The sequence below is a fragment of the Rhizobium sp. Root708 genome (assembly GCF_001429725.1).
Taxonomy (GTDB): domain Bacteria; phylum Pseudomonadota; class Alphaproteobacteria; order Rhizobiales; family Rhizobiaceae; genus Rhizobium.
Genome location: NZ_LMHV01000043.1, coordinates 459,553 through 473,288 on the forward strand (window position 1 = coordinate 459,553; position 13,736 = coordinate 473,288).

Consider the following 13,736-nt stretch of genomic DNA (forward strand, 5'->3'; position numbering starts at 1 on the left):
TGGAACAATGCTGAACGTAGCACCTGAAACGACCAGCGGCACACCGCTCCAGACCTTTAAAGCCGCTTTCAAATCCGTGGCTGCGTTCTATGGCCGACCAAGCTCCGATACGGTCCTCTTTTCCGGTCTTCCGGACGAGGTGACCGAGTCGCTTGATGGCGACGATGTCGAACGCATTGCGGAGCGCATCGGCCTGCAGGTCATCAAGCATGGGGACCGCGAATGTCGCCTGGGCAATTTCGATTGCCCGGCCATCGTCGCGTTCGCCGATGGCGGCGTGCTGCCGCTTCTCGAGGTTGCCGAAGACGGCTCCTACGTGACGGATATCGTTCCGGTCGCGGGAGCCGCGATCAGGATCAGCCGCGAGGAGTTCGCGGCTCTTCGTCCGCAACTGGCTTTCGCCTTCACGCTCTATTATCAGAACGCTTCGGAAGAAGCCCTGGTCGGCAACGCCGTCGAGATCGAGCGCCGCCACTGGCTGGCAACGACGCTGACGCCTTACTGGCGAACCTACGTCCGCGTCATGGTCGCGGCGCTGTTCATCAACCTCATCGCGCTCGGCTCGCCGCTCTTCACGATGAACGTCTACGACCGCGTTCTGCCGAACAAGGCGGTCTCCACCCTGTGGGTTCTCGCCGCCGGCATTTCGCTGGCTTATATTTTTGATTTTCTTTTGAAAACGGCAAGGTCGTCACTGATCGACTACGCCGGCCGCAAGGCTGACCTGCGCCTCTCGCAGCTGCTGTTCGACAAGGTGCTGAATTCGACGCTGGCATCGCGGCCGATGTCAACAGGCGAGTATGCCAACCGCATCACGCAGTATGAATTCGTGCGCGAGTTCTTCACGTCGAACACGATCGGCGTGTTGATCGACAGCCTGTTCGTCTTCATTTTCCTGGCCGTTATCTATCTGATCTCGGGCTGGCTGGTCGTCATCCCGGCGGTCGCTTTCGTCCTTTCGGTTGCGATCGGGCTGTGGGCCCAGGCGGCGATCGGCAAGCGCATGGCAACGGCCGCCAACGAGGCGTCCCGCCGCCAGTCGCTGCTCGTCGAAACAATTTCGACGATCGAGACGCTGAAGAGCCTGCGTGCGGAAGCGACCATGCTGCGCCGCTGGCAGGAACTTACCAAGTATTCCAGCCGCACCAGCGAAGAGATCAAGCATATCTCCACCAATGCCATCAACATGACGATGTTCGTGCAGCAGATGGTGAGCGTCCTGATCGTGATCGCCGGCACCTACGAGTTTTCCGAGGGCCATATCGCCATGGGCGCGATCGTCGCGACCGTGATGCTGGCGAGCCGTGCCGGAGCGCCGCTCGGCCAGATTGCCATGACGCTGGCTCGTTTCCGCCAGGCCACCATGTCGCTGCGCATTCTCGACAAGATCATGGAACAGCCGGACGATCGTCCGTCCACGGTCGGTTTCGTCAATCGCGAGATCACCCGCGGCGCCTTCAGCTTCCAGGATGTGTCGTTCCAGTATCCGGGTTCCGATTATCCTGTCATCAACAAGCTGTCCTTCTCGGTCCGGCCAGGTGAGCGTATCGGCATCATCGGCCGCATCGGCTCGGGCAAGACGACGCTCGGGCGGCTTCTGGATGGTCTGTTCGCTCCGTCAGGCGGTCGCGTGCTGATCGATGGCGTCGATATCCGCCAGTACCACATGGCCGAGGTTCGCTCCGCTGTTGCGGTTGCCGGCCAGTCGTCCGACCTGTTCTCGGGCACGGTGAAGGAAAATCTCCTGATCGGTCGCGCCGACGCGACCGACGAGGAATTGCTTGAGGTCGCCCGCATGACAGGCGTCGACGAATTCGTCGGCAATCATCCGCGCGGCTTCGATATGCCGGTCGGAGAGCGCGGGACCAACCTTTCAAGCGGTCAGAAGCAGGCGCTGACGATTGCCCGTCTGCTCCTCACCCGGCCGAAGATCATCTTTCTCGATGAACCCTCCGGCGCGATGGACCTCGCGACCGAACGGAACCTGATCTTGCGTCTGTCGAAGGCGATCAGCCGCGACACGACGCTGCTGATTGCGACCCACCGCTACAGCATGTTGGAACTGGTCGACCGCCTGATCGTGATCGACAAGGGCCGGATCATCGCTGACGGGCCGAAGCAGGCCGTGATCGAAGCCATGCAGCGCAAGCCGGCGGGAGTGCAGTCATGAGCAACCAGCACGACAATCCGCCACTGCTGGCCCGCGGCATTCTCGCCCTCGTATCGCTCGTCTTTGCAAGCTTTCTGGCCTGGGCGGCGATCGCCGATGTCAACGAGATCGCGCGCGGCGAAGGCAAGGTCATCCCGGTCTCCAAGACCCAGATCATCCAGTCTTCCGAGCCGGGTGTGGTTCAGCAGATCGCCGTCGTTCTCGGACAGGTCGTCCGCAAGGGACAGCTGCTCGTCCAGCTCGACAATACGACAACGACCTCGTCGCTCGGTGAATCCGTTGCCAAGGCGAGGGCGCTCGGTGCCAAGGTCGCCCGGTTGAAGCTTGAAGAAGCCGGCCAGTACGATGCACCTTACGTCTGCCCGCAGGAGATCCTGGCGGTCGCCAAGGAAGTGTGCAGCAACGAAACGCAGCTCTTCGCCGCGGACCGCGCCAGCTACAAGAACAAGCTCGGCGTGCTGCAGGAACGCGTGCGTCAGCGCGAGAACGAACTCGCCGAAGCGCATGCGAATATCGACCGACTGGAGCAGAACATCGATGGTGCGCAGCGCCAATACGATTTGATCAGCCCGCTGGCCAAGAAGAAGTTGGTTGCCGAGACCGAGGTTCTGAAAACCGAGCGCGACCTCACGGACCAGAAGGGCCAGCTCAAGGTCTATCAGGAAAGCCTCGACCGGCTGCAGGCCGCTGTCCAGGAAGCCAAGCTTCAGCTCGGCGATCTGGCCCTGGAGCTTCGCCAGCAGGCGCTGACCGATAAGGCCCAGGCTCTGGCCGAGCTTTCCGTCGTCGATGAGACCATTCGCGGCGCATCCGATCGCGTCAAGCGCACGGATATTCGCTCGCCTGTCGATGGCATCGTCAACACCCTAGAAGTCAACACGATCGGTGGCTATGTCGATCCGGGCCGGGTCATCGCCGGCATCGTCCCGACCGCCGACACACTGCTGATCGAGGCGAAGATCTCGCCGCGCGACGTGGCTTTCGTTCGTCGTGGCCAGCCGGCCGTCGTCAAGATCACGGCCTATGACTTCTCGATCTTCGGCGGCCTCGACGGCATCGTCGAGAACATCTCGGCCGACAGCCTCGTCGAGAAGGAAAAGGGCGAGACCTACTACCTCGTGCAGGTCAAGACCGATCGCTCCGAGTTGCAGCGCAACGGGAAGGCTTATCCCATTATCCCTGGCATGGTCGCTTCCGTCGAAATCATGACGGGCAACAAGACCGTTCTCAGCTATCTCATGAAGCCGATCAACAAGGCGCGCAGCGAAGCGCTGACGGAGCGATAGATGCTGATTGTGAAGCCCCGCACAGACGCGCTGTCCGATCTCGAGCCGATCGAGGAGCCTTTGCCCTCGATCGATGCGGAGGAGATCGAGCCGCGTTTTCGTGCGGTGGTCGGTCGCGGCGGCGAACGTCGGGGCATTCGGCTGGAGCGGATTTACTGGGATGGTCTTGGTCGCATGTCGACCGTCGGCAAGATGAGCACGGCCGATCTCGTGCATTACACCGCGTCACAGATGCCGGAGTCCGGCAATCTGGCGTCGCTGCTGCGTGTTCTCAGCCTGAAATGGGCGCTGCGTCGCCTCGATACCGTCGAAGACATCTCGTCGATGGCGAACATCAATGCGATCATCCAGGCGTCGCCGTCTCCGACGATCCTGTTGACGCATGACAAGAAGATCCAGCTTTTCAACGATCCCTTCCTGTCGATGCTGCGCCAGCGCCTGCCGATGACCGATACCGTGCAGCTGACCAAGGGCCTGCGCTTCTCCATCGACACACATATCGACGAAGCGATTGCCACGCTTGAGCGAAACAAGGGCAAGACCCTGAATACGGGCTTCACCATCACTGTCGGCACGCAGACGATGAAGGGCCAGATCAACCTGGCCCTGGCGCCGACGCACGAGAAGTCGATGCTGATCGGCTATATTTCCCGCTACTGATTAGCTTCGCTGCAGCGCCAGATGTGCGCCGAGGCCGACGAGCGTCGCGCCGCCCAACCGCCGCACCAGCCGCTGCGCCGACGTCGAGCGCCGCAGCCTGCCGATCACGGCTCCGGCCAGGAACACGCAGACGATATCCGCTGATGAAAAGATCACGTTGACGACGGTGCCGAGGATGACGAACTGCAGCCAGACCGGGAAGCTGGCCGATGCATCGATGAATTGCGGCAGGAACGCGAAGAAGAAGATCGCCGTTTTCGGGTTCAGCACGTCGATCATGAAGCTCTCGAACAGCGCCCGCCGTCCGGATTTCGGCTCCGCACCGGGAAGGACGGTTTCGCCTTCCTGCTTGCCGCGAAACAGCGAGATGCCGAGCCACACGAGATAGGCGGCGCCGACCAGCTTTACCGCCATGTAGAGAACAGGCACGGCGTGAAACAGGATCGAAAGACCGGCGGCCGCGGCCGCGACATGCACATAGCAGCCGAGATGAATGCCGAGCGCCGCCATGAAACCCGCACGTCGTCCGCGCGCCATGGTCTGGGCCGCCGCGTAAAGCATGGCCGGCCCCGGCATGTAGGCGAACAGCGTGGTGGTGATGAAGAAGCTGATCAGCAGTTCGGCGGATGGCATCGGTTCGTCCCCATTCATGCGCTAAGCCGTTGATATCAGGCCGCGCTTGATCTGCATAGCAGACGAAGGAGAGACTGTTGATCGCCGATCCGGACGCCGTGCAGGCGATCCGGAATGGTCGACGTTCAACCTGTCGCGTCAGAAAGCAACGCCTTCGCCGGGTGCGACCTTCTCGATCGGCATGGCCGAGGCCATCTGGCCGCCGCCGACGCGCGAACCGTGGATGAAGCCCTTGCCGCCGGCGATCGAATAGAGCGGCATGTAGTCGGGCAGCCGCGTATCCGGCAGCACCTCGTCGCGCATGTTGTCGAGGATGAAGCGGTTGCCTTCGACCGAGACCGAAAGAACGGCATGGTAGAAGTGCCGCTTTTGGTCGAACAGAACGACGATCGCCATATCCTTGAGATCGACACCCTCCGCATGCAGGGCCGCCATCTTCAGGATCGCGAAGTCTTCGCAATCGCCCTGCTGGCGCGCGATGGTCTCCGTCGGCGTCGCCCAGTAGTCGGCAACCTTATAGGTTTCGATATCGCGCTTGTAGCGGATCGCGTGGTTGACCGTGTTGTTGACGGTATTCATCTTGTCACGGATCGAGGCCTGCGAGGTCTTCGTGAAGGCTGCCTTGATCACCACTGCGGCATTGCTGCACTTGCCGGCATCGCAGCTGATCGCCGTGCCGTCGGTCATCTCCTCAAGGGATGGCGCAAGTCGCTTCAGCGCGGCAAGCCGCTTGAAGGGGATCGCGACCGAACCGAATACGCCGCCATCGCGCGGCGCCGCCGCGATCGACGGGCGCGCTGCAGGCTTCGGCGCAATCGCGCTTTCGCGGGTCCATCCGGCCGGTGCCGGTTCAGTGAGCGCTGCCGTAAATGTCTGCGCAAGTCCGCGCCCAGCAAGGCTCAGCAGGTCGCCGATGGCGCCAACGCCGGCAAATTTCGAAAGATTTGCTACCGTGCTGACGGAAGAATAAGATAAGTAAATTCCGCCAGACATCGTAGAAGATGGAAGGAATGTTGCGGGAGTGGAGTTGGCGACAAAAGGATAAAATGCGGATGCCAATGTAATAAATGCCGATGCCGCTATTTTTGTTCTTTTTTTCATGGGCGCAATGTCTCTCTGTTTGAGAGAAATGTACGGAACAGCCATAAATATGCGGTGTGGAAGCTTGGATAACTTTGAACGAAATTATCCGCTCGAAAACGCAGAAAATTTTAGCGAACGCATAAACCAACTTTGGGTGAATGGTTTGCTTTCCCTTGCGGCCTGTGCAGATATGGGATCAAGAAAATCGCGGTTTTACAGGCTGCGGACACGGGGGGAAACGGTGACGGTGCAACGGATCGGGCATGCGCAAGGCTCGCATGGTTTACAGCGGGCGCGGCAGGCTCTGTCTCTCGGTGCTGTCGGTAGCCTCCGGCTCACCGCTCGCTTCATCGCGCCGCTGGTTTTCGTCGTTTGCGGTGCTCTGGCTGGCTGCCAATCCGATGTGGATGGCGTGGCCAAGAACGTCAAGACCAACGATATCAAAGCGCCCTCGAGCGATGTCGAAGAATCCTTTGGCGAGAGCGGCGCCGAGATCACGTTGCTGCTGCAGAAGGGCGGCAGCGGTCTCTTCGAGGGTTCCTCGCGTGATGTCAGGGATGCGGCGGGCTTGAGCGTCGGCGATCTCGGCGGCAATCAGGCCTTCGTCAAGGTGGTCGATGTGTCCGGCGCTGCAAACGTATCGTCGGCGGTTGCTGCCGCCAAGAGCAGAAACGCGGCGCTGCTCATCGGCTATCTTCCGCCTCAGGTTACCGCGTCAATCGCCGCCATGCCTGCCGATCAGCGGCCGCCTCTGGTCAATCTAGGTGCGCCGGTGCCGGCGACGGCGGGCAACGTCTACAATCTGGTGTCCGACGAGATGGACAGCGCCGTGGAGGGCCTGCGCGCGGCGTCCGCGAGCGGTCACAAGAAGGTAGCCGCCTTCGCACAGAAGGATTTTCCGCAGGCAAGCGAAATCAAGCTTGGAGACACGGTCCGTGCAGCCGGTGGAACCTTCCTCGGCATGACGCGCTATGATCTGACCGACGCGGCCGCGTCCGACGCGGTCCAGAAGAGCCGCCCGATGCTGCAGGGCGCCGATACCGTCCTGATCCTCGGCCGGACCGCCATCACCACGACGATCGAGGGTGCGATCAAGGCGGGTGGACAATCGAACCTGGCCTTTGTCGGCACCAGCGCCTGGCCGCCGCAGGCGTACGCGGAGCCGACCGCGAACGGCACCGTCATCGCGATGGTCGAGCCGGAGGGCGCCTCGCTCATCGCCGAGCGCTATAAGCGACACTACAAGCGCACGCTGTCCACCGATGCCGCCTATGGCTACGATGCCGTGGCGATCGCATCGGGGATTATTCGCACAAAAGGCCCCGCGAGTCTGAACGCGGAGAATTTGACGAGCAAGACCGGTTTCCGGGGCGTGACCGGGCTCTTCCGCCTGACACCGTCAGGCCAGGTCGAACGGCGCCTCAGCCTCTATACGATCAGCGGCGGAAAGCTCACCCTTCTCTCCGCCGCTCCGACCTCGTTCTAGTCTAGCTCGCGCTGTAGGCAGCGGCGAAGAACGGCTCCGGACTTTCCACTTCGACCAGCCGCCGGCGCTCGATCTGCCAGAACCGGTTGCCGACCGCGCGAACGAAGCTGCGGTCGTGCGACACGACGAGGCAGCTTGCCTGATGCGCCATGAGTTCGCCTTCCAGCGCTTCCTGCCCATCGATATCGAGATGGTTGGTTGGCTCGTCGAGCAGGTAGAAGTTCGGCTCCGCCAGCCGCAGGACCAGCATGCCGAGCCGTGCCTTCTGGCCGCCTGACAATCGTCCGACCGGACGCGACTGCATCTCGATCGTCATGCCGGCGCCCGCCAGTAACGACCGCGCCCGCTGATCGCCTACATCGAAACGATGAATGATCGTCTCCATCGGCGTATCGGCATCCTTGAGATCGGCAAGCGCCTGGTCGCTGTAGCCGAGCACCAGCGAAGGTGTCGCCTTGATGCCGTTCTGCACAGTCTCCGGGTTGCCGATCGCCTTTCGAAGCATGGCGATCAGCCGCGACTTGCCCGCACCGTTCTCGCCGAGCAGGACGATCCGGTCTCCCTGGCAGATGAACTGCTTGCCGGTTCGAAACAGCGGCGTTCCGTCAGGCGTGCGGACCTCGGCATCGTCGAGCGTCACCAGAACCTTGGCATGAGTGCCACGGTTGGCGAGCCGGATAGCACCCGCGGATCGCTCGAGATGGGCAGGCTTGGCGGCATCCTCCAGCTTGTCGGCGCGTTGCTTGAGCTGCTTGGTCTTGACGACAAGCAGGTCGCTGCCGGAGTTGATGCCGATATTGTTGAGCTTCGCCGCCTGCTTGCGCAGCTGCTCGGCAGTCTTCATGTCGCGTTCGTAGCGTTTCTTGTCGGCCGCATCCGCCTCGTCAAGCGCCGCCCGCGCCCGACTGTAAGGCAGGGAGAAGACCTGCGATTGTTCCGGCCGCAGGAACATGGTGCGGTTTGTGACGGCATCGAGGAAGGCGCGGTCATGGCTCGAGATGATGACGGGCACATCCCGCGGCAGCGCGTTCAGCCAGCCTTCGAGCGCGGCGATCTTGCCGAGATCGAGGTGGTTGGTCGGCTCGTCGAGCAGCAGCGCATCGGGGTCGGTTACCCAGGTGCGCGCCAGCATCGCCAGCCGCTGCCAGCCGCCACTGAGCTGTCCGACCGCGCGGCTGCGCAACGCTTCGGGAACATCAAGAGAATCCAGCACGATATCGACGCGCCAGCTCTCGTTCGTCTGCTGGTCGGCCGGTAGTGCCTGCAGGACGGCATCGTGGAACGGCACGTCGAGCAACCTGGCCGGCACGTCCTGCTCGACATAGCCGATCGTCAGTCCGCGCGAACGCGTGATGTCGCCCTGGGTTGCCTCGAGCGTGCCGGAAATGCAGCGCAACAGCGTGGACTTGCCGCGCCCGTTGGCGGCGATGAGCCCAAGCCGGTCGCCGGCATTGATGACGAGGTCGAGCTTGGCAAAAAGCGGCGCGCTGAGGGTGACGCCGAGATTGCGGATATTGATAAGGGTCATGATCTTGCTCTGGTCTTGCCGAGCGATCACACGGGCGAGGGCATGCAGCCTTCATCGCGCCGTGTGCTTGGAGCTCGGGGATGATTAGTCGCAGACGAGCGTAATGCCCGAGCTGCTGCCACGAGGGGCAGACCAGGAAGAGAGTCTTGAGAAACGGTCTCTGGTCAGCCCTGCAAACGCATCTGCAGGGCGTTGACTGGGCCACGCTGCCGGTAGAACCGGAAATAGAAATTTTGCACGCGACCCTCCTTTCTCTTTGAGTGCCTGACCGGGATACCATCGGGCAGGTGAAAACGCAATCGAGACGATCGCACCGGCTATGTCACACGCTGGCCGGCCGCGCGGCTTGCACGATATAGACGCGCCAGCTCTCGTTTGCCTGCTGGTCGGCCGGCGGCGCCTGCAGGACAGCGGAACGGCACATCCACAAGCTTTTCCGGCACGTCCTGCTCGACATAGCCCGATCGTCAGCCCGCGTGATGTCGCCCTGGGTAGCCTCGAGCGCACCAGAAATGCAGCGCAACAGCGTGGACTTGCCGCGCCCGTTGGCAGCGACGAGCCCAAGCCGATCGCCGGCGTTGATGACGAGGTCGAGCTTGGCAAAAAGCGGCGCGCTGAGAGTGACGCCGAGATTGCGAATATTGATAAGGGTCATGATCTTGCTTTGGTCTTGCCGAGCGGTCACACGGGCGCTCAAGCGTTCGGGACTTGCGAAGAGTCGACAGTCGGTAGGCGCGATCGATTCAGGCTTGGCGGTCAGCTTTAGCTGCCTTCAACTTTGAAGAACGGAATTGACTTGTCCCGAAAGTGTCTTCGGAGAGCCGGGGTAAGCTTGTGGCAGGTGTTCACAGCCTCTTTGCGGTACACCGGAAGGTGTTCGACCATCGACTCCGCTAGTGTCTTAAGCTCCAATCTAATGATCGTCGCGGGCGTGTCGAACGCTTCGCTGTGGCTCATGACTTGATTTCCGATCACTTCGCCTTCCTTGACCCGACTCCGTAACTCGGTCTTGCGTTCGGCAAACGCGTTGTAGGCATCGCAAATCGACTTGTTCCGCATGGCTAGGGTGACTAGCTCGTGAACCAGATCGTATTGGCGAGCTTCGATGAAAACCAGAAGTTCGTGCGGCTCTATTCTCACCGGCTCTAGCTGACCGGCCATAAGCTGAATGTAAGCCCACGGCTCGAATTGGCCGGGTAGCTGGCGTCCCTTCGCGACATCCTCGCAAGCCTTGATGTGGCGTAAGAGGTGGTCGAACGTGTTGTGTATCAATGTTGCTTTCAGCGCGACCGAAATGGCTTCGCTCTTGCGTTGCTTTCGATGTTCTCGGTGAGCGAAATACGCTGCTATGATGATCGACAGCGCGGAACCCAGCAATACCCCGCCGAATCCTGACACGTACGTCGCCCAATTGTCCGGTGAGATTTTGCTGAACCATTCCGAAATCGCGGAAATTTGTTCACTCGTGTCCATAAGTGTTTACCCGTGTAATTTGGGCACTGATTGGACACCAAAGCCCGTAAAGTATTGAATTTTATAGAAAAGCTACGCGTTAAGACGCATCTTCAGGGCGTTGACGGGGCCACGCTGCCGGTAGAACCGGAAATAGAAATTATGCACGTGACCCTCCCTTCTCTTTGAGTGCAGAGCCGGGATACCATCGGGCCGGCAGAAATGCAATCGAGGCGGGCGCAGCGGGTATGTCACACGCTGGCCGGCCGCCCGGCTTGCACGAGGCGCCGTGCTTGTTGTAAGCGGCCCTCACAGCTAGTTCTTTTTCTCAAGGAGAAGCGCCATGAGCGGCGGTGACGACGACTATGTCTATGACGAGGTAACCGGCGAATGGCGTCCGGCTTCCGAGCTGGCTGCCGCGGCGAGCAACGCCGAGGTTCGCGACGCTGCCGGAAACGTCCTCAAGGACGGCGATTCCGTCACTCTCATCAAGGACCTGAAGGTGAAGGGCGCCAATCAGACGCTGAAGCAGGGTACGGTCATCAAGTCGATCCGGCTGACGGACAATCCCGATGAGATCGACTGCCGCCACGAGGCCATCAAGGGCCTCGTCCTGCGCACGGAATTCGTCCGCAAACGCTGAGCAGCCCGCGTGTGCTGAGGGAAGGGCGATAACGCCCTTCGCCTAGCGCTTCAGGCTGCCGAGGATGCCGCGCACCAGTGCCCGGCCAACCTGTGTCGCAACCGTCCGGGCAACGCTCTTCATCGCCGCTTCCACCACCGTTTCACGCTGGTATCCCGGCGAGCGGGCGCGGCCCTGGGCCTTGCCCTGCTGCTCGTCATTGTCGTCGCCGAAGCCCGGCAGCGTCCAGCGGCCCGAGGCGCCGCCTTCGGTCGGCTGTGTCGGTTGCGCCTGCTTGGCGGCGTCGGCGTCCGACGCCTTCTTGGCGCGGGCCGCCAGGATCTCGAAGGCGGATTCGCGATCAAGATCCTCGTCGTAGACGCCAATCACCGGGCTCTTGTCCATGACTCCCTGGCGCTCCGCATCCGTCAGCGGCCCGACGCGGCCGGATGGCGGCCGGATCAGCGTCCGTTCGACGATCGAGGGCGAGCCTTTCGCCTCCAGCGTCGATACCAGCGCCTCGCCGGTGCCGAGCGTGGTGATAACGGTTGCGCAGTCGAAGGCCGGGTTCGGACGGAAGGTGTCGGCGGCCGTCTTGACGGCCTTCTGCTCGCGCGGCGAATAGGCGCGCAACGCATGCTGCACGCGGTTGCCGAGCTGGGCAAGCACCGTTTCCGGCACGTCGAGCGGGTTCTGCGTCACGAAAAAGACGCCGACGCCCTTCGAGCGGATGAGGCGGACGACCTGCTCGACACGTTCGAGCAAGACCCTCGGCGCATCGTTGAAGAGCAGATGCGCTTCGTCGAAGAAGAAGACGAGGTTCGGCTTCTCCGGATCGCCCACCTCAGGCAGCTCCTCGAAGAGCTCGGACAGCAGCCAGAGCAGGAAGGTCGCATAGAGCCGCGGGTTCATCATCAGCTTGTCGGCTGCCAGCACCGAAATCTGGCCGTAGCCGCGGTTGTCGGTGCGCATGATGTCGGAAATCTTCAGCGCCGGCTCACCGAAGAAGTGTTCAGCGCCCTGCTGCTCGAGCACCAGCATCGCGCGCTGGATCGAGGCGACCGATGCCTTCGAGATCAGCCCGAACTGGCTGGAGAGCTCGGTGGCGTTCTCGGCCATGTAGTTCAACAGCGAGGAGAAGTCCTTGAGGTCGAGCAGCGGCAGCCCGCCCTGATCGGCGATCTTGAAGGCGATGTTGATGACGCCTTCCTGCGGCTCGGATGCATCCATGAGGCGGGCCAGCAGCAGCGGCCCCATCTCGGCGATCGTGGTGCGGACGCGGTGGCCCTTCTCGCCGAAAAGATCCCAGAAGATGACCGGGAAGCGATCGAACTCGTAGTCGTCGAAGCCGATCTGCTCGGCGCGCTTGGTCAGGAAATCCTTTGGCTCGCCCTTTACGGCGATGCCTGACAGGTCGCCCTTGATGTCGGAGCAGAAAACCGGGACGCCAGCCCTGGCGAAGCCCTCGGCAAGCACCTGCAGCGTCACCGTCTTGCCGGTGCCGGTGGCACCCGTCACAAGGCCGTGACGGTTTCCGAATTTCAGGTCGAGATATTCGGGCTTGTTGATGCTGTCGTCCGGATTGCGGCTGACACCGACGAAAATCTTGCCTTCCTCGAGCATTTCGAAACGTCTCCCTCCGGCATTCGATGCCGCTTGCGTCAAAATGCGGAGCGCAGTTTCCGCATGGTCATTGTAATATCGCCTGACTGTTATAAGCAGGCAGCTCCGTGCGGACAACTGCCTGCATTAAAAGGAAAAGTGGGATAAGCTCGGTCTGACGGGCGGACCGCTTGAGTTGCCGCATGAACTCGATTAACGTTGACGTTAACGTCAAAAATAGGAGGCTGACGATGAATGAAATCGTGGACCAGATCGCCGCGCGCGTAGGCATACCTGCGGATGTGGCGGAAAAGGCCGTTGGCATGATGCTCGGCTTTCTGCAGCGGGAGGCCGCCGATGGCCCCGTCGCGAAGATGATCGAAGCCATTCCCGGCGCGTCGGATCTCGTCGCGAAGTATAACGGTGAGGGCGAAACCGGTGGTGGCGGCTTGCTCGGCAGCATCATGGGCGCGTTCGGCGGAGCCGGCGGCGTCATGGCGCTCGGCCAGCAGCTGATGGGCGAAGGCCTCGGCATGGGCGAAATCACCACGCTTGCCAAGGAAACGATCGCTGTCGCCGAACAGCACGCCGGCAAGGAAGTTGTCGACGAGGTTGTCGCATCGGTGCCTGGACTCGGCCAGTTCATCTGACGCTAGAGCGCCGTGCGTCCCTAGGGACGCACAAAGGACACTCTATCTTATCGAATCTAAAGCATCGGGCCGATGCTTTAGCGCGAATTCGCAATGGGCGGCGTCGCACTGCCCATTGCTTCCGACGCCGGTTATTTCGAAATGCCGAGAAGCGTCAGAAATACTTCCGCCTGGTCTCGCGCCGTCTGTCGATCGGCGTTATCGAGCCATTCCTCTCCGCAAAATTTCGCAACGTCGTCGTTATCGGCAGCCGCATATTCCGGGTGCCGTGAGCCGACGATCGTCTTTTGCCAGGCGCAACCGAACATTCTGTTTTCCGTGATGGCGCCGTCGCAGCCTGTGCTGAGGCAGATCGCAACCCTGTGCTGGCTCTCAAAATTGCCGAGGGTTGCCTTGTGGTAGGTATCTATCCAGGTGTCGCGCGTGGTGCGGCAGCGCGCGGGTTCCGCGCTGAGGCTGCAGCTCTTCTCGGCGATGTAATCCTGCGCCGCGGGCCAGTCGGAAACCTCCGCCAGGCTGACGCATCCGCAGGCTAAAAGAGCGGCCACCCAATGCAATTTCGAC

Annotated in this window: 13 protein-coding genes; 6 read left to right on the forward strand and 7 right to left on the reverse strand. The window is 61.5% G+C overall.

Features of this window, described 5'->3' with window-relative positions:
* Positions 1-7: 7 nt before the first annotated feature.
* Genes ASE04_RS26510 through ASE04_RS26520 form a run of 3 tightly spaced genes read left to right on the forward strand, consistent with a single transcriptional unit; the run spans position 8 to position 4,116 of the window.
* On the forward strand, positions 8-2,170 hold the full coding sequence (locus ASE04_RS26510) for a type I secretion system permease/ATPase (protein WP_056825078.1): 2,163 nt from the start codon (positions 8-10) through the stop codon (positions 2,168-2,170).
* A complete protein-coding gene (locus tag ASE04_RS26515) occupies positions 2,167-3,456 on the forward strand; it encodes an HlyD family type I secretion periplasmic adaptor subunit (protein WP_056825083.1) in 1,290 nt (429 codons plus the stop codon). The genes ASE04_RS26510 and ASE04_RS26515 overlap by 4 nt, the downstream gene beginning before the upstream one ends.
* Positions 3,457-4,116, forward strand: a complete 660-nt coding sequence (locus ASE04_RS26520) for a ribbon-helix-helix domain-containing protein (RefSeq protein ID WP_056825086.1) — start codon at positions 3,457-3,459, stop codon at positions 4,114-4,116.
* On the opposite strand, the gene ASE04_RS26525 is transcribed toward ASE04_RS26520, so the two are convergent.
* Positions 4,117-4,749: a LysE family translocator gene (locus ASE04_RS26525; protein ID WP_056825800.1), complete on the reverse strand. Its 633-nt coding sequence runs from the start codon at positions 4,747-4,749 to the stop codon at positions 4,117-4,119.
* A gap of 138 nt (positions 4,750-4,887) precedes the next feature.
* Positions 4,888-5,742 carry a transglutaminase-like cysteine peptidase gene (locus ASE04_RS26530; RefSeq protein WP_244490494.1) on the reverse strand — a complete coding sequence of 285 codons (855 nt, stop codon included), beginning with the start codon at positions 5,740-5,742 and terminating at the stop codon, positions 4,888-4,890.
* A 331-nt stretch (positions 5,743-6,073) separates the two neighbouring features.
* Here ASE04_RS26530 and ASE04_RS26535 point away from each other — a divergent pair, with 331 nt between their 5' ends.
* Positions 6,074-7,318, forward strand: coding sequence for an ABC transporter substrate-binding protein (locus ASE04_RS26535; protein WP_056825091.1), 1,245 nt, complete (start codon positions 6,074-6,076; stop codon positions 7,316-7,318).
* Between the two features lies 1 nt (position 7,319).
* On the opposite strand, the gene ASE04_RS26540 is transcribed toward ASE04_RS26535, so the two are convergent.
* The 3 genes from ASE04_RS26540 to ASE04_RS26550 form a co-directional block, all read right to left on the reverse strand.
* Positions 7,320-8,846 (reverse strand): ABC-F family ATP-binding cassette domain-containing protein, encoded by a 1,527-nt coding sequence (locus tag ASE04_RS26540; protein ID WP_056825802.1) that lies wholly within the window; start codon positions 8,844-8,846, stop codon positions 7,320-7,322.
* A gap of 322 nt (positions 8,847-9,168) precedes the next feature.
* Positions 9,169-9,501 (reverse strand): ATP-binding cassette domain-containing protein, encoded by a 333-nt coding sequence (locus tag ASE04_RS26545; RefSeq protein WP_274533907.1) that lies wholly within the window; start codon positions 9,499-9,501, stop codon positions 9,169-9,171.
* Positions 9,502-9,608: 107 nt separating this feature from the next.
* Positions 9,609-10,319 (reverse strand): hypothetical protein, encoded by a 711-nt coding sequence (locus tag ASE04_RS26550; protein WP_056825096.1) that lies wholly within the window; start codon positions 10,317-10,319, stop codon positions 9,609-9,611.
* Positions 10,320-10,641: 322 nt separating this feature from the next.
* Between ASE04_RS26550 and ASE04_RS26555 the strand changes: the two genes are divergently transcribed.
* Positions 10,642-10,941, forward strand: coding sequence for an alkylphosphonate utilization protein (locus ASE04_RS26555; protein ID WP_056825097.1), 300 nt, complete (start codon positions 10,642-10,644; stop codon positions 10,939-10,941).
* Positions 10,942-10,983: 42 nt separating this feature from the next.
* Here the strand turns inward: ASE04_RS26555 and ASE04_RS26560 are convergent, their stop codons facing one another.
* The gene (locus ASE04_RS26560) at positions 10,984-12,543 is read right to left on the reverse strand and encodes a helicase HerA-like C-terminal domain-containing protein (RefSeq protein ID WP_056825100.1); all 1,560 of its coding nucleotides are present in this window, start codon (positions 12,541-12,543) and stop codon (positions 10,984-10,986) included.
* Between the two features lie 230 nt (positions 12,544-12,773).
* Between ASE04_RS26560 and ASE04_RS26565 the strand changes: the two genes are divergently transcribed.
* Positions 12,774-13,172: a hypothetical protein gene (locus ASE04_RS26565; protein ID WP_056825102.1), complete on the forward strand. Its 399-nt coding sequence runs from the start codon at positions 12,774-12,776 to the stop codon at positions 13,170-13,172.
* A 131-nt stretch (positions 13,173-13,303) separates the two neighbouring features.
* On the opposite strand, the gene ASE04_RS26570 is transcribed toward ASE04_RS26565, so the two are convergent.
* Positions 13,304-13,720: a hypothetical protein gene (locus ASE04_RS26570; protein ID WP_056825104.1), complete on the reverse strand. Its 417-nt coding sequence runs from the start codon at positions 13,718-13,720 to the stop codon at positions 13,304-13,306.
* Between the last annotated feature and the right edge of the window lie 16 nt (positions 13,721-13,736).

What these genes read in the sequence shown, in the direction of transcription:
- ASE04_RS26565 (WP_056825102.1), top strand. Translation starts at nt 12,774, where the DNA reads ATGAATGAAATCGTGGACCAGATCGCCGCGCGCGTAGGCATACCTGCG.
- ASE04_RS26560 (WP_056825100.1), bottom strand. Translation starts at nt 12,543, where the DNA reads ATGCTCGAGGAAGGCAAGATTTTCGTCGGTGTCAGCCGCAATCCGGAC.
- ASE04_RS26530 (WP_244490494.1), bottom strand. Translation starts at nt 5,742, where the DNA reads ATGTCTGGCGGAATTTACTTATCTTATTCTTCCGTCAGCACGGTAGCA.
- ASE04_RS26540 (WP_056825802.1), bottom strand. Translation starts at nt 8,846, where the DNA reads ATGACCCTTATCAATATCCGCAATCTCGGCGTCACCCTCAGCGCGCCG.
- ASE04_RS26555 (WP_056825097.1), top strand. Translation starts at nt 10,642, where the DNA reads ATGAGCGGCGGTGACGACGACTATGTCTATGACGAGGTAACCGGCGAA.
- ASE04_RS26545 (WP_274533907.1), bottom strand. Translation starts at nt 9,501, where the DNA reads ATGACCCTTATCAATATTCGCAATCTCGGCGTCACTCTCAGCGCGCCG.
- ASE04_RS26510 (WP_056825078.1), top strand. Translation starts at nt 8, where the DNA reads ATGCTGAACGTAGCACCTGAAACGACCAGCGGCACACCGCTCCAGACC.
- ASE04_RS26520 (WP_056825086.1), top strand. Translation starts at nt 3,457, where the DNA reads ATGCTGATTGTGAAGCCCCGCACAGACGCGCTGTCCGATCTCGAGCCG.
- ASE04_RS26550 (WP_056825096.1), bottom strand. Translation starts at nt 10,319, where the DNA reads ATGGACACGAGTGAACAAATTTCCGCGATTTCGGAATGGTTCAGCAAA.
- ASE04_RS26525 (WP_056825800.1), bottom strand. Translation starts at nt 4,749, where the DNA reads ATGCCATCCGCCGAACTGCTGATCAGCTTCTTCATCACCACCACGCTG.
- ASE04_RS26515 (WP_056825083.1), top strand. Translation starts at nt 2,167, where the DNA reads ATGAGCAACCAGCACGACAATCCGCCACTGCTGGCCCGCGGCATTCTC.